Source organism: Micromonospora sp. NPDC005291, assembly GCF_040607415.1.
In the GTDB taxonomy this organism is placed as follows: domain Bacteria; phylum Actinomycetota; class Actinomycetes; order Mycobacteriales; family Micromonosporaceae; genus Micromonospora.
On record NZ_JBEXGR010000015.1, the window covers coordinates 19,985 to 34,697 of the forward strand.

Below are 14,713 nucleotides of genomic sequence, written 5' to 3' on the forward strand. Positions count from 1 at the left end.
CCTGGACCGAGGGCGATCGTCGACACCGACGTCACCTACCGCGGCCGCTGCCCCGACTGTCAGCCCGAGCACCGATCAGACACGCCGCACCAGCCATCTGGAGGAGAGCGATGAGCGACCAGGCCAATAAGCCGATCCTCACCACCCGGCAGGGTCACCCCGTCAACAACAACCAGCAGCAGCGGACGGTCGGCTCGCGCGGCCCCGCGACGCTGGAGAACTACCAGTTCCTGGAGAAGATCAGCCACTTCGACCGGGAGCGGATCCCGGAGCGGGTGGTGCACGCGCGTGGCTTCGTCGCGCACGGCGAGTTCGAGGCGTACGGGACCATCGGCGACAAGCCGGCCGCGACGTACACCCGGGCCAAGCTGTTCCAGACCAAGGGCAAGAAGACCCCCGTCACCATCCGGTACTCCACCGTCATCGGCGGCCGGGACTCCTCCGAGGCCGCCCGCGACCCGCGCGGCTTCGCCGTCAAGTTCCGCACCGAGGACGGCAACTGGGACGTGGTGGGCAACAACCTCCAGGTCTTCTTCATCCGCGACGCGATCAAGTTCCCCGACGTGATCCACTCGCTGAAGCCGGACCCGGTGACCTTCCGCCAGGAGCCGAACCGGATCTTCGACTTCATGTCGAACACGCCGGAGTCGATGCACATGCTGACCTGGCTCTTCTCCCCGTACGGCATCCCGAAGAACTACCGCACCATGCGCGGCTCCGGGGTGAACACCTACCGTTTCGTCAACGCCCAGGGCGAGGGCGTGCTGGTCAAGTTCCACTGGATGACCCAGCAGGGCGAGCACAACCTGACCCAGGCCGAGGCGGACGCCATCCAGGCCACCGAGCTGGGCCACGCCTCCAGGGACCTCTACGAGGCCATCGAACGCGGTGAGTACCCGCAGTGGGAGCTCAACGTGCAGGTCATGAGCGACGACGAGCACCCGGAGCTGGACTTCGACCCGCTCGACGACACCAAGATCTGGCCGGAGGAGCAGTTCCCGTACCTGCCGGTCGGCATGATGACGCTCAACCGCAACATCACCGACCACCACAACGAGAACGAGCAGATCGCCTTCGGCACCGGCGTGCTGGTCGACGGCATCGACTTCTCCGACGACAAGATGCTGGTCGGCCGGACCTTCTCCTACTCGGACACCCAGCGCTACCGGGTCGGCCCGAACTACCTCCAGCTGCCGGTCAACCGGCCGCGCGAGGACGTCGAGGTCAGCACCAACCAGGGTGGCGGCCAGATGTCGTACGGGGTGGACAACCGGGGCGGTAACCCGCACATCAACTTCGAGCCGTCCTCGGTCGCCGGCCTGCAGGAGGCCGACGAGTCCTACCGGGAGTACCGGCCGTTCGTCTCCGGGCAGATCATGAAGGCTCCGATCGAGCGGCAGAACAACTATTCCCAGGCGGGCCACCGCTTCCGCGAGATGGCGGACTGGGAGCGCGACGACCTGATCCTCAACCTGACCGGGCTGCTGGCCCAGTGCGACAAGCACATCCAGGAGAAGATGGTCTGGCACTTCAGCCAGTGCGACGAGAACTACGGCCGTCGGATCGCCGAAGGGCTCGGCATCGCCGACAACTCCTGATCCGTCCCGCAGCACGACGAACGCCCCGCCGGTCCGCCGGCGGGGCGTTCGCCGTTGCCCGGTCGGCCGCGTCCCGGAGCGTCGATGTCGGTGCGACAGGCGGTAGTGCAACTGCCCTCGATTACGTATCCTGCCCAAGGCGCCCGCGCCGGTGCCCGGCGTCACTGCCGGGCGCGCAGCCGGCCGACGCGTTGCCCGGCGGTGCCGGCACCCCTCCTGCCACCCCTGTACGGGCGAGGTCTGATGAGAACCCGCGACTGGCCGATCCGCTCGAAGCTGACCGCGTTGGTCGTCGCGCCGGTGACCGCGCTCCTGGCGCTGTGGATCTTCGCGACCACGCTGACCTTCGGTCCCGCCCTGAACCTGCTCTCCGCCCGCACCCTGCTGTACGACCTGGGCCGCCCCGGCGAGGTCGTGGTCACCGAGTTGCAACGGGAACGCCGGCTCTCGGTCGTGCAGCTCGCGGGCACCACCGAGCTGCCCGCTCTGGCCGAGCAGCGCGAGCGCACCGATCGGGCGGTCGCCGAGCTGCGCCGCCGGGTCGACGGGGAAGCCCTGCGCGACGCCGCGGACGACCTGCTGGAGACCCGGGTCGACCAGCTGGTCACCGCCCTGGCGGCGCTGCCGGCCGGCCGGGACTTCATCGACGACCGCAAGGTGGACCGGGCCGGCGCGCTCGGCCTGTACAGCGGCATGGTCTCCTCGGCCTTCCAGGCGTTCGCCGGCATGGCGACCCTGACCGACCAGGACCTCAACCGGCAGGCACTGGCGCTCACCGCGTTGGGTCGCTCCCGGGAGTTGCTCGGCCAGAGCGACGCGATGCTGGCAGGTGCGCTGACCGCCGGTCGGTTCGCCGAGGGGGAGCACACCCAGCTCGTGCAGGCCATCGGCAACCAACGGTGGCTCATCGAGAGCGCCGTGGCCGACCTGCCCGAGACCGGCCGGGCCGCGTACCAACGGTTGACCGAGGGTGAGGCGTTCACCCGGCTACGCACGATGCAGGACACGCTGATCGAGGCCAACCGGTCCGGCCGGCCGCCGGTCGACGCGGCGGCCTGGCAGGCCAGCCATGACGCGGTGCAGCAGCAGTTGCGCGACTTCGAGCTGGCCGAGGCCGACGGTCTCACCGACCGCTCGGTGCCGATGGCGGTCCGCATCCTGGCGCGGCTGGCCGCCGCCGGCGTGCTCGGGCTCGTCGCCGTGGTGGTCTCGGTGCTGGTGGCGCTGCGGGTCGGCCGCACGTTGGCCCGGCGGCTCAGCGGCGTCCGGACCGCCGCGCTGGAGCTGGCCGAACACCGTCTGCCGGACGTGGTGACCCGGCTGCGTCGTGGCGAGGTGGTCGACGTCGCCCGGGAGGCACCGCCGCTGGATCACGGCCACGACGAGATCGGCGAGGTCGGGCGCGCCTTCACCGAGGTGCAGCGCACCGCCGTCCAGGCCGCGGTGGACGAGGTCACCCTGCGTCGCGGGCTCAACGAGGTCTTCCTCAACATCGCCCGACGGAGCCAGAGCCTGGTGCACCGTCAGCTGCATCTGCTGGACCGGATGGAGCGGCGCGCCGAGGACCCGGACGAGTTGGCCGAGCTGTTCCAGGTCGACCACCTGGCAACGCGGCTCCGCCGGCACGCCGAGGACCTGGTCATCCTCGCCGGCTCCGCGCCCGGCCGAGGGTGGCGCAACCCGGTCGCGATGGTCGATCTGATCCGCGGCGCGATCTCCGAGGTCGAGGCGTACGACCGGGTGGACATCACCGCCGTGCAACCGGCGGGTGTGCTGGGCCGGGCAGTCGGCGACGTCATCCACCTGCTCGCCGAGCTGGTCGAGAACGCGACCGCCTTCTCACCGCCGGACACCCGGGTCACCGTGACCGGCGAACCAGCGGCCGACGGGTACGCCCTGGAAATCACCGACCAGGGGCTGGGCATGTCCGCCGCGGCGCTGGAGACCGCCAACACCCGGCTGGCCAGCTCGCCCGAGTTCGACCCGGCGCAGAGCGCCCGACTCGGCCTGTTCGTGGTGGCCCGACTGGCTGCCCGGCACGGCGTGCAGGTGCGGTTGCGTCCCTCCGGGGAGGGCGGGGTGACCGCCGTGGTGCTGGTCCCCTCCGACCTGGTCACCACCGAGCCGCCGGCCGGCCCCGACCCTGCCACGCTGGGGGCCGCCTCGGCCGACCCGAGCCGGCGGCTGGCTCGAACGGCCCGCCGGGGCACCGCGCCCCGCCCACGTACCCGCCCGCCCACGGCCCCGCCCGCCGCCGCAGCCCCGCCCGCCGGAGCACCGGACACGTCGCCGGCCAACGGGCTCGGTGATAAAGGGTCAGCGACGGCCGACGAGCTGGACGGTCTGCCACGCCGGCAGCGGCGGCACACCCCCACGGCCCGGCCCCGGTCGACCGTCACCGACACCCCGACGCCCCGATCTCCGGAGGAGGTGCGTCGGGTGATGGCGGCCCTCCAGGCTGGCACCACCCGCGGACGCGCCACCGCAATCACTCCCGCCGCTGCGGCGGCACCGCCGGCGTCGACTGCTCCGCCCGGGCCGGCGACGCCCCCCGAACCTCCGACCGCGACTGAGAGGGACGCCTAGTGCGGCATTCGACGAAGCAGAGCGCCGGCCTCGACTGGTTGCTCGACGACCTGGTGCAACGCGTACCGGCCGCCCGGGAGGCGGTGGTGCTCTCCGCTGATGGTCTGCTGCTCGGCTGCTCGGCCGAGTTGGAGCGCTCCGACGCGGAGCACCTCTGCGCGCTCGCCGCCGGCTTCTCCAGCCTGGCCCGGGGCGCCAGCCGGCACGTGGACGGCGGCCCGGTCCGGCAGACCGTGGTCGAGATGGAGTCGGCGTACCTCTTCGTCACCGCCGCCGGACAGGGCGCCTGCCTGGCGGTGGTGAGCGACGTCGACGCGGACATCGGGCTGGTCGCGTACGAGATGGCGATGCTGGTCATCCGGGTGGGGGAGAGCCTCGCCGCGCCGGCCCGATCGTCGGTGGGAACCGGTGATGCGGGCTGAGCCGCCCGGGCCGCAGCACGAGTGGCTGGACGGCGACGCCGGCCCGGTGGTGCGCCCGTACACCCTCACCGGAGGCCGGGTACGCTCCGCCGTCGACGGTTTCAACCTGGTCGCGTTCGTGCTGGCCGGGTCGGACGTCGACGCGGCGAGCCATCCGCAGGTGCTCCCGGAGCATCGGCGGCTGGTCGCGTTGGCCCGCCGGCCGGTGTCGGTGGCCGAGTTGGCAGCCGAGCTGGACCTCGCGGTCGGTGTAGTCCGGGTCCTGCTCGGTGACCTCCTGGCTCAGGGCCTGGTCGCGGTGCACGAGCCGCCGGCCGCCGGAATCCTTCCCGACGACGACATCCTCAAGGCGGTGGTCAGTGGACTCCGTGCGCTATGACCATGCGGGCACCAGCACCACGATCCCGCTGGCACTGAAGATCCTCATCGCGGGAGGCTTCGGGGCTGGCAAGACGACGTTGGTGAGTGCCCTGAGTGAGGTGCGTCCGTTGCAGACCGAGGAGGTGTTGACCGGAGCCGGGATAGGCACCGACGACGTCTCCGGGGTGGAGGGAAAGTCGACCACCACGGTGGCGATGGACTTCGGCCGGATCACCATCAACGAAGACCTGCAGGTCTACCTGTTCGGCACCCCGGGTCAGGACCGGTTCTGGTTCCTCTGGGACGAGCTGGCCTTTGGCGCGCTCGGCGCGGTGGTGCTCGCCGACACCCGCCGGCTGGCCGACTGCTTCCCCTCGATCGACTACTTCGAGCAGCGCGGTATCCCGTTCGTGGTGGGCGTGAACTGCTTCGACGACTCCCGCCGTTTCAACCTGGAGACCGTACGCCGGGCGCTCGATCTGGACCCGGACGTGCCGATGGTGCTCTGCGACGCCCGGGACCGGCAGTCCGGAAAGATGGTATTGATCTCTCTGGTCGAGCACGTGGCGCGGCAGCGTGGGGAGCCGGTGCCGGCGGCCTGAGATCCGGGCTGGAAAGCCGGTTAACGGGCGGGCAACGCGGGCAGCCTCTGATTGGATCAGCGGAGAATGCCGGCGGAGGAGTGGAACGTGAGTGGTCGGGGCGAGATCGTCCATATCGGGGGTTACACCGCGGAGAGTGGCGGGCGGGGCAGCGGCATCGTCGCGGCACATCGTGACCCGGCGACCGGGGCGCTGACCCCGCTCGGCACGGTGGCGGTCACCCCGTCCCCCTCCTTCCTGGCGCGGCACCCCACCCACCCCGTGCTCTACGCGGTCAACGAGCTGGCCGACGGGGAGATCAGCGCCTGGCGGGTCGGGCCGGACGGCGCGTTGGATCCGCTCGGCAGCCGGTCGACCGGTGGCGCCGAACCCTGCCACCTGGCGGTGCTGTCCGACGGCGGTCACCTGGTGGCCGCCAACTACGGCAGCGGCAGCGTCGCGGTCCTCCCGCTCGACCCGCAGGGCGTGCCCGGCGAGCGCACCGACCTGGTGGTGCATGAGGGGCACGGCCCCGACCCGGAGCGTCAGGACCACGGGCACGCCCACATGGTCTCCCCGGGCGGGGGCCGGGGGCCGCTCCTCGCGGTGGACCTCGGCACCGACTCGGTCTACCGGTACGACCTGGACGGCGCGAGCGGGCGCCTGGTGCCCCGTGCGCCCCGGATCCGCACGACGCCCGGCACCGGGCCCCGGCATCTGGCCCGCCACCCGGACGGGCGGCGCTGCTACCTCGTCGGTGAGCTGGACGCCTCGGTCACCGCGTACGAACTGACCGACGACGGCGCGTTGCACCAGCGCGGTCGGGTCGAGGCGAGCGCGCGTCCCGGCCATGTCCAGCCGTCGGAGGTCGCGGTCGGCCCGGACGGCCGGTTCCTCTATGTCGCCAACCGCGGGGTGGGGACCCTGGCGGTCTTCACCCTGGCAGGTGAGCTGCCCGAGCTTGTGGCCGAAGTGGACACTGGCGGTCAGTGGCCCCGGCACTTCGCACTGATCGGCGAGCACCTCTACGTCGCCGATGAGCGGGCGGACATGGTGCGTGTCTTCCGGCGGGATGCGGCCACCGGCGTCCCGGAGCCCGTTGGAGAGCCGGTGCCGGTGCCGAGCCCGACCTGTGTGCTGCCCTGAGCCACGGAGTCGAGATGCGAGGGCGGCACTGATTCGGCCACGCCACGGGGCCGGCTCATCACTCTGTGTACCGAAAAGGCGATCAACTGTTTCTCCTGCGTAACTTTCGTCCGAACGGATGTGGCAGAGCGGGCACCTTGTACGCAAGATGGTCACCGTGTCAGCAGGCCGCCATCGCATGAGTTCGAAACTCCATCTAGCAGCCGCCGCCGGGACGGCGACGGTGCTCGTCGTCACGGCCGGTGCGTGGTTCGGCTATCGGGAGTTGATCCAGCCCAACTGCTCGGGCGAGATCCGGCTCGCCGTGGCGGTCGCCTCCGAGCTCGCGCCCGCGGTGGACGCCGCCGCGTCCCAGTGGGTGAAGGACGGCGCTGCCGTAGGCCCCACCTGCATCCGGGTGGACGTCTCCGCCTCCGACCCGGTCGACGTGGCTGCCGTGGTGGCGGCCAAGCACGGCGCGGTCCTGGCCGGAGTTGGGCAGGCCAGCGGCACCGCCGTCAGCCCGGACGTCTGGGTGCCCGACTCCTCGACCTGGCTGCTGCGGTTGAAGAAGGACGCGACCGCGTTCGCTCCGACCAACGGCGCGTCCATCGCGCGTAGCCCCATCGTCGTCGCGATGCCGGAGCCGATCGCCACCCGGCTGGGCTGGCCCGACAAGAAGTTCAACTGGACCGACCTGCTCAAGCAGGTCAACAACACCAGCACGCCCCTGCGTACCGGGATCGTCGAGCCGACCCGCGACGCGGCCGGCCTGTCCGGCCTGCTCTCGCTGACCGCGGCCGCCAGCGCCGCCGGCGGCGACGCCCAGCGCAACACCGTCGGCGCGCTTCGGGCACTGGCCACCGGGCGTTCCTCGCTCCGCAACGACCTGCTGGCCCGCTTCCCGACCGCCAACGACGCGACGTCCATCGCCAGCGGGCTCGGCGCCGCGGCGCTGTCCGAAGAAGACGTGATCGCCTACAACAGCAAGAAGCCGCCGGTGCCGCTCGCCGCGCTCTACATGGAGCCGGCGCCGATGCCGCTGGACTACCCGTACGCGGTGCTGCCGGGCATCGAGCCGAGCAAGGCGTCGGCGGCCCGGGTGCTGTTCGAGTTGCTCACCAGCCCCACCTTCCGCAACCGGCTCGCGGCGCAGTCACTGCGCGCGCCGGACGGCAACTGGGGCGATGGCTTCAAGGCGCCGCAGGGTGCTCCGAGCCCGTCCGGCGGCGCGCCGACCGCACCGGCGAACGGCGGCAGCGCCGCGGGTGGCCTCGACCCTGCTGCGATCCAGCGGGTCGTCTCCAGCTGGTCGATCGCTACCCAGTCCGGTCGGATGCTGGCCGTCATCGACGTCTCCGGCTCGATGAAGGAACCAGTGCCCAGCGCCAACAATCGCAGCCGGGAGGAGGTCACCGTGGACGCGGCCCGTCGCGGCCTCGGCCTCTTCGACGACTCCTGGTCGATCGGCCTGTGGACCTTCTCCACCAAACTGGTCGGCAACCGGGACTACAGGCAGCTGATCCCCATCGGGCCTCTCTCCGGCCAACGGGCCCAGTTGGATGCGGCGCTCGGCACCATCAAGCCCTCCAGTGGCGACACCGGCCTCTACGACACCATGCTCGCCGCGTACCAGGCGGTGCAGGAGGACTGGCAGCCCGGCCGGGTCAACTCGATCGTGCTGTTCACCGACGGCAAGAACGAGGACGACAACGGCCTCAACCAGCAGCAGCTGCTCGCCAAGCTCAAGCAGGTCGCCGACCCCGAGCGGCCGGTCCAGGTCATCATGATCGGTATCGGTGAGGGCGTCAGCAAGGCCGAGCTGGAGTCGATCACGAAGGTGACCGGCGGCGACATCTTCGTCACCAAGGACCCGAGCGAGATCGGCGCCATCTTCCTCAGCGCCATCGCGCGGCGCCCGCCGGCACCGCGCTGAGCCGACGCTCAGACGCGAAGGGGCCTGCCGTACCGTCGATCCGGTATGGCAGGCCCCTTTTCGGCCACGCGGTTGTTGAAGAAAAGTGACGGCAATACGTCCGAAGCAATCGGCCATCATAGTTGTCGAGGCAGGATGTCAACGTGTTCCGCGATAGTCGGTCCGCTCCCGGTCCGACCCGGCCGGGGCCATCCTGAACAGAGTGGGGAGGCCCGGTGACCGCGGCGACACTGTTGACCCCCGCCACGTCGGCGGAGCCGAACGGCCGTCGTGCCGGGCTGGTGGGGCGCGCCGACGAACGGTCCTACGTTCGGGTCCTGGTGGTGCTGGACACCACCATCCTCATCATCGCGCTGCTCATCGGGTACGTCACCCGCTTCGGTGACGACGAACCGACCGGCTCGGACGTCCCGTACGTGTTGGTCGCTCCCGGGTTGGTGCTGGCCTGGCTGATCTCGCTCAAGGCGCTCGGCTGCTACGACGACCGGGTGATCGGCTACGGGGCGGACGAGTACCGGCGGGTCAGCTCCGCCAGCCTGCGCCTGGCCGGCGCGATAGCGATCGTCGGCTACATCGCCGACGTCGGCGTTTCCCGGGGCTTCCTGGGCATCTCCTTCGCGGTGGGCACCGTCGGGCTGGAGGTGGCGCGGTTCGCCGCCCGCAAGCGCCTGCACCGGGCCCGCTCGATGGGCGTCGGGTGGTCCCGCAAGGTGCTGGTGGTCGGCGACACCGCCCACGTGTTGGAGTTGGTGCACACGCTGCGCCGCGAGCCGTACGCCGGCTACCAGGTGGTCGGCGCGTGCATCCCCGACGCGCTGCTCGCGCCGGTGGCGCAGCGGCTGGGTGACGTGCCGGTGGTGGGGTCGTTCCGCGGTATCCCGGAGGCCGCCACCGCGATCGGCGCGGACACCGTCGCGGTGACCGCCTCCGGCGAGCTGACCGCCACCCGGCTGCGCCGCCTCGGCTGGCAGTTGGAGGGGACCGGCGTCGACCTGGTCGTGGCACCCGCGCTGACCGACGTCGCCGGCCCGCGGATCCACACCCGGCCGGTCGCCGGCCTGCCGTTGATCCACGTCGAGGCGCCCGAGTTTCGCGGGGCACGCAAGCTGGTGAAGGGCTTCGTCGACCGGTCCGTGTCGTCCCTGGCGCTGGCGATGCTGCTGCCGCTGATCGCGTTCATCGCCCTGGCCATCAAACTCGACAGTCGGGGCCCGGTGTTGTTCCGACAGGTCCGCGTCGGGCGGGGCGGGCAGGAGTTCGGCGTGTTCAAGTTCCGCACCATGGTGGTGAACGCCGACGCGCTGCTCGCCGAGTTGACCGCCCGCAACGAAACCAACGGCCTGATGTTCAAGATGCGCCACGACCCCAGGGTCACCCGCGTCGGCCGGCTGCTGCGCAAGTGGTCGCTGGATGAGCTGCCGCAGCTGGTCAACGTGCTGTTGGGCCAGATGAGCCTGGTCGGGCCCCGCCCGCCGCTGCCCTCGGAGGTGGCCCGGTACGACGGCGACGTGGCCCGGCGGCTGTTGGTCAAGCCCGGCATGACCGGCCTGTGGCAGGTCAGCGGTCGCTCCGACCTGAGCTGGGAGGACGGCATCCGGCTCGATCTCTACTACGTGGAGAACTGGTCCCTCGCCGCCGACCTCACCATCCTCTGGAAGACCTTCGGTGCGGTCCTGAACGGCCGAGGCGCGTACTGACCGCCGCCGGTCACGGTTGTGGGCCGGTCCAGTCCAGGCAGACGACCACCGCGTCGTCGACCAGGTCACCGGCCACGAACGCGCGCAGGTCACCGATCAGTGACCGGACGGCGTCCAGTGGCGCCATCGGACCGGTCCGGCGCAAAAACCGGTCCAGGGCCGTCTCGCCGTAGCGCATCTGCTGCCCGGTGGCCTCCAGCACCCCGTCGCTGACGACGAACACACGGTCGTCGCGCTCCATGGGGAACTTCTGTTCGTGGTAGTCGGTCGCCTCGAACATGCCGAGCGGGAACTGCGCCTCCAGGGGCTGCTCGGTGACCTCCCCGTCGCGCACCAGGACCAGTCGGGGTGAGCCCGCGTCGACCACGGTCATCAGACCCGAACGCAGGTCCAGTTCCATCAGCAACGCGGACAGGTGCTGCTCGCCCCGGTACAGGTCGTAGATGGCCTGGTCGGCGAGGGCGGCCTGGTCGGCCAGGCTCAGCCCGGCGCGGCGCGCGTTGCGCAGCGCGTGGGTGGCCAACGAGGTGAGCAGGGAGGCGGCGACACCCTCACCGGTGCCGTTGATGGTGGACAACCAGAGCCGCTGCCCGTCGTCGGACCAGTCGAAGCTGTCGCCGCGCACCGTGTACGCCGGCTCCAACTGCCCGGCCAGGCTGAACGACGGTCGAATCCGGCTGCGGCCGGGGAGCAGGTCCCACTGCATCTCGGCGGCCAGGGTGAGGCGCTGGGAGCGCCGCGCCGCCCGGTAGACGTCGGTGCCGGCGGAGACCGCCGCCAACTCGTGGGCGAGCGCGGTGCCGATGTCGGCCAGCGCGGCGAGGACGTCGCGGTCGTCCGGGACGGGCGACAGGCACAGCACACCCCGGCGCTCGCCGCGCATGGTGACCGGCAACCAGGCGGTGCCGTCGGTCAGTATCGGTGACTGGTGGTCGAAGGCACGCCAGGCGGGGTGCCCGGGGCTCGTGATGGGGTCACCCTCGGTGAGCGGCAACAGCTCCGCGAGCCGGTAGTCGACCTGGTAGAGCTCGACGTCGGTGATTCCGTACGACCGGACGAGCACGTCCCCGACCCCGCCGACGAGCAGGTCGGCTGGTGTCTCGTTCAGGGCGCATCGTGCCTGATTGACCGGTTCGCTCATCATCACTCCCTTACTGAAAGCTCGACGACCAGTGGGTTCGGAGTAGTCTCGGGCCACCATGGCCGAACTGAACGGCCCACCGGGCCCCGAGACGAGTATGGCTGCCGCGTTGGATGCGGCGGCCGCTGCCCTGTTGGGCATCTGGGAATCCGCCCGGGAGGGGACCGCCAACCGCGTTTCCGGTGCCCAGCTACGGGCGGTGATGGTGGTGGAGCAGTCCGACGGGATCAACCTGCGTCGGCTCGCCACCCAGCTCGACATGCTCCTCAGCTCCGCCAGCCGTCTCTGCGACCGGTTGGTCGCTGCCGGCATGCTGCAGCGCGAGCCGGGCCACTTCGACAGGCGGGAAATCTCGCTGCATCTGACCCCGGATGCCCGCCGGCTCCTCGCTGAGCTGCGGGCCGACCGTCAGGCGCAGCTCGCCACCGTGCTGGATGGGATGAGCGCGACGGGCCGCGACGCGCTGTTGCGCGGGATGCGGGAGTTCGACGAGACCGCTCGCCGGCAGCAGGCCCAGAGCACGTCGGGACCGGGCGAGTCGACGGGCCAGGGTGGCTGGCCGGATGCCCCGGATCAGCCCGCTGGGCGTTCGGGGGAGTGGTCGGTCGATTCGGACCGGCAGACCCGCGCGGGGTGGGCGGGCCCGTCGGGCGGCCCGGAACGGTCGGTGGGCACCACTCGGGAGTGGCCGGCCGGCGACCCACCGGTGGCGCGGACCGCCTGATCCAGCCGCCGATCAACCGGAGTGGGTGCCGATCAGCCGGAGCGGGCCAGCCAACCGGCGGGCTGGGCGACGATCCGGCGGACCACCGAGCCGGCGGCACCCACCGCGGCAGCCTCCGCGCCGAGCGTCGACGGCCGGACCGTGACCGGCGACCAGGCGGCGGTGAGCACCCGGCTGGCGATCTCGGCGAGCACCGGAGGGCACAACCAGGGTGCCAGCGCCGCGTAACCGCCACCGAGCACCACGGTGTCCAGGTCGAGCAGGTTGACGACGCTGGCCACCGCGACACCGAGCGCCGTCCCGGCGTCGTGCAGCGCCCGCAGCGCGTCAGCGTCGCCGGCCTCGGCCAGCTCGGCCAGCCGTGCCGTCGCGGTGTCCGCGGGAAGCTCCGCCCGGACCAGCCCGGCGGCGGCCACGATCGCCTCCTGGCCGGCGTACTGCTCCAGGCACCCCTGCCCGCCGCAGCGGCACGGACGGCCCTCGGGGTGGACCGGGAGGTGCCCGATCTCGCCGCTCCAACCGCGGACGCCGCGGAACAGCGCCCCGTCCAGCACGATGCCGGCGCCGATACCCACCTCTCCGGAGATGTGCAGGAAGCTTGACGGGCCGGGTGGCCGGGAGTGCAGCTCGCCGAGCGCGGCGAGGTTGGCCTCGTTGTCCACCACCAGCGCCGGGATGCCGGGTACCTGCTCGATCAGCGGGGGGTGCTCGGCGAGCAGCGCGGGCACCGGCACGTCGCGCCAGCCGAGGTTCGGCGCGAGCCGGACCAGCCCGGCGTCGTCCACCAGGCCGGGCACCGCGAGCGCGGCCCCGGCCAGGGTGAGGCCCTGGTCGGCGGCGTCGTCCCGGGCCTCCGAGGCCAGCTCGACCAGCCGGGCCAGGGCGTCGGCGGGGGCCACCGGGCGCAGGTCGGCCCGATGCACGGTGCGGTGCCGGACCTGGCCGCCGAGGTCCACCACGCAGACCGCCAGGTAGTCGACGTTGACCTCCAGGCCGAGCCCGGCCGGGCCCTGGTCGGCCAGGACCAGCCCTCGTGCCGGGCGGCCGGCGCCGGCGCGGGGCGCGGGGTCGGATTCGCTGACCAACCGGCCGGCGAGCAGGTCCTCGACCACCGCGGACACCGTGGCTCTGGTCAGGCCGGTCGCGGTCGCCAGATCGGCCCGGGACGGGGGTCGGTGGGCTGCGGCGATCCGGCCGAGCACCAGGGCGAGGTTGAGCTCGCGCAGACTGCCCTGACGGGCTGCGCCGGCCGGGGCGTGGGTGAGGCTCACCCCTTGACAGTGCCATAGGCCGAGCAAATAATTCAATGGTTGAACAAATAGCGGACACCACCACCCCGGAGGTTGCTCATGGCACCCCGTCCCACTCCCGCCGACAAGTTCTCCTTCGGGCTCTGGACCGTCGGATGGCAGGCTCGCGATCCGTTCGGTGACGCGACCCGCCCCGAGCTCGACCCGGTCGAGGCGGTGCACCGGCTCGCCGAGCTGGGCGCGTACGGCATCACCTTCCACGACGACGACATGATTCCGTTCGGCGTCGACGCCGCCACCCGCGACCAGCACATCGCCCGGTTCCGCAAGGCCCTCGACGAGACCGGCCTCGTGGTGCCGATGGTCACCACCAACCTCTTCACCCACCCGGTCTTCAAGGACGGCGGCTTCACCAGCAACGACCGCGACGTCCGCCGGTACGCGCTGCGCAAGGTGCTGCGCAACGTCGACCTGGCCGCCGAGCTGGGCGCGAGCACCTTCGTGATGTGGGGCGGCCGCGAGGGTTCCGAGTACGACGTCGCCAAGGACGTCCGCGCCGCGCTGGACCGCTACCGCGAGGCGGTGGACCTGCTCACCCAGTACGTCATCGACCGCGGCTACAACCTGCGGTTCGCGCTGGAGCCCAAGCCCAACGAGCCGCGCGGCGACATCCTGCTGCCCACCGTCGGGCACGCGCTCGCCTTCATCTCCCAGCTGGCCCACCCGGAGATGGTCGGCCTCAACCCGGAGGTCGGCCACGAGCAGATGGCCGGGCTCAACTACGCCCACGGCATCGCGCAGGCGCTCTGGCAGGGCAAGCTGTTCCACCTGGACCTCAACGGCCAGCGCGGCATCAAGTACGACCAGGACCTGGTCTTCGGCCACGGTGACCTGATGAACTCGTTCGCCCTGGTGGACCTGCTGGAGAACGGCGGCCCGAACGGCGGGCCGACCTATGACGGCCCCCGACACTTCGACTACAAGCCCTCCCGGACCGAGGACATGGCCGGGGTGTGGGCGTCGGCGGCGGCCAACATGGCCACCTACCTGCTGCTCAAGGAGCGGGCCGCGGCGTTCCGCGCCGACCCCGAGGTGATCGAGGCGCTGGCCGCCAGCAAGGTCGGCGAGCTGAGCACCCCGACGCTCAACCCTGGCGAGGGGTACGAAGACCTGCTCGCCGACCGGACCGCCTTCGAGGAGTTCGACGTCGACGCGGTGGCCGCCCGGGGCTTCGGTTTCGTCCGGCTCAACCAGCTCGCCGTCGAGCACCTGCTCGGCGCCCGCTGAGGCCCG

At 71.6% G+C, this 14,713-nt stretch carries 12 protein-coding genes; 10 read left to right on the plus strand and 2 right to left on the minus strand.

All coding sequences use genetic code 11. The features are described 5' to 3' along the window. Positions 1 to 110: 110 nt before the first annotated feature. From ABZT18_RS20290 to ABZT18_RS20325, 8 genes are all read left to right on the plus strand, one after another. Complete coding sequence (locus tag ABZT18_RS20290) at positions 111 to 1,598, plus strand: catalase (protein WP_354996219.1); 1,488 nt, start codon at positions 111 to 113, stop codon at positions 1,596 to 1,598. A gap of 243 nt (positions 1,599 to 1,841) precedes the next feature. Further along, on the plus strand, positions 1,842 to 4,184 hold the full coding sequence (locus tag ABZT18_RS20295) for a nitrate- and nitrite sensing domain-containing protein (RefSeq protein ID WP_354996218.1): 2,343 nt from the start codon (positions 1,842 to 1,844) through the stop codon (positions 4,182 to 4,184). Next, positions 4,184 to 4,606, plus strand: a complete 423-nt coding sequence (locus tag ABZT18_RS20300; protein ID WP_354996217.1) for a roadblock/LC7 domain-containing protein — start codon at positions 4,184 to 4,186, stop codon at positions 4,604 to 4,606. The genes ABZT18_RS20295 and ABZT18_RS20300 overlap by 1 nt, the downstream gene beginning before the upstream one ends. After that, positions 4,596 to 4,985: a DUF742 domain-containing protein gene (locus ABZT18_RS20305; RefSeq protein ID WP_354996216.1), complete on the plus strand. Its 390-nt coding sequence runs from the start codon at positions 4,596 to 4,598 to the stop codon at positions 4,983 to 4,985. The genes ABZT18_RS20300 and ABZT18_RS20305 overlap by 11 nt, the downstream gene beginning before the upstream one ends. Further along, positions 4,966 to 5,568 (plus strand): ATP/GTP-binding protein, encoded by a 603-nt coding sequence (locus tag ABZT18_RS20310; RefSeq protein WP_354996215.1) that lies wholly within the window; start codon positions 4,966 to 4,968, stop codon positions 5,566 to 5,568. The genes ABZT18_RS20305 and ABZT18_RS20310 overlap by 20 nt, the downstream gene beginning before the upstream one ends. 87 nt (positions 5,569 to 5,655) lie before the next feature. Further along, a complete protein-coding gene (locus tag ABZT18_RS20315; protein ID WP_354996214.1) occupies positions 5,656 to 6,693 on the plus strand; it encodes a lactonase family protein in 1,038 nt (345 codons plus the stop codon). Positions 6,694 to 6,850: 157 nt separating this feature from the next. Beyond that, positions 6,851 to 8,608 (plus strand): substrate-binding domain-containing protein, encoded by a 1,758-nt coding sequence (locus tag ABZT18_RS20320; protein ID WP_354996213.1) that lies wholly within the window; start codon positions 6,851 to 6,853, stop codon positions 8,606 to 8,608. A gap of 281 nt (positions 8,609 to 8,889) precedes the next feature. Beyond that, on the plus strand, positions 8,890 to 10,305 hold the full coding sequence (locus ABZT18_RS20325) for a sugar transferase (RefSeq protein WP_354996245.1): 1,416 nt from the start codon (positions 8,890 to 8,892) through the stop codon (positions 10,303 to 10,305). 10 nt (positions 10,306 to 10,315) lie between these two features. On the opposite strand, the gene ABZT18_RS20330 is transcribed toward ABZT18_RS20325, so the two are convergent. Further along, positions 10,316 to 11,446, minus strand: a complete 1,131-nt coding sequence (locus ABZT18_RS20330) for a PP2C family protein-serine/threonine phosphatase (RefSeq protein ID WP_354996212.1) — start codon at positions 11,444 to 11,446, stop codon at positions 10,316 to 10,318. Between the two features lie 58 nt (positions 11,447 to 11,504). Here ABZT18_RS20330 and ABZT18_RS20335 point away from each other — a divergent pair, with 58 nt between their 5' ends. Further along, positions 11,505 to 12,170 carry a MarR family transcriptional regulator gene (locus ABZT18_RS20335; RefSeq protein WP_354996211.1) on the plus strand — a complete coding sequence of 222 codons (666 nt, stop codon included), beginning with the start codon at positions 11,505 to 11,507 and terminating at the stop codon, positions 12,168 to 12,170. A 32-nt stretch (positions 12,171 to 12,202) separates the two neighbouring features. Here ABZT18_RS20335 and ABZT18_RS20340 read toward each other — a convergent pair whose 3' ends face one another. After that, positions 12,203 to 13,441 (minus strand): ROK family transcriptional regulator, encoded by a 1,239-nt coding sequence (locus ABZT18_RS20340; RefSeq protein WP_354996210.1) that lies wholly within the window; start codon positions 13,439 to 13,441, stop codon positions 12,203 to 12,205. A 78-nt stretch (positions 13,442 to 13,519) separates the two neighbouring features. On the opposite strand from ABZT18_RS20340, the gene xylA reads away from it, so the two are divergent. Then, positions 13,520 to 14,707, plus strand: coding sequence for a xylose isomerase (gene xylA, locus ABZT18_RS20345; protein WP_354996209.1), 1,188 nt, complete (start codon positions 13,520 to 13,522; stop codon positions 14,705 to 14,707). Positions 14,708 to 14,713: the final 6 nt, after the last annotated feature.

Coding starts and splice junctions, on each gene's coding strand:
- ABZT18_RS20305 (WP_354996216.1), top strand. CDS start 4,596: ATGCGGGCTGAGCCGCCCGGGCCGCAGCACGAGTGGCTGGACGGCGAC.
- ABZT18_RS20330 (WP_354996212.1), bottom strand. CDS start 11,446: ATGAGCGAACCGGTCAATCAGGCACGATGCGCCCTGAACGAGACACCA.
- xylA (WP_354996209.1), top strand. CDS start 13,520: ATGGCACCCCGTCCCACTCCCGCCGACAAGTTCTCCTTCGGGCTCTGG.
- ABZT18_RS20335 (WP_354996211.1), top strand. CDS start 11,505: ATGGCCGAACTGAACGGCCCACCGGGCCCCGAGACGAGTATGGCTGCC.
- ABZT18_RS20295 (WP_354996218.1), top strand. CDS start 1,842: ATGAGAACCCGCGACTGGCCGATCCGCTCGAAGCTGACCGCGTTGGTC.
- ABZT18_RS20290 (WP_354996219.1), top strand. CDS start 111: ATGAGCGACCAGGCCAATAAGCCGATCCTCACCACCCGGCAGGGTCAC.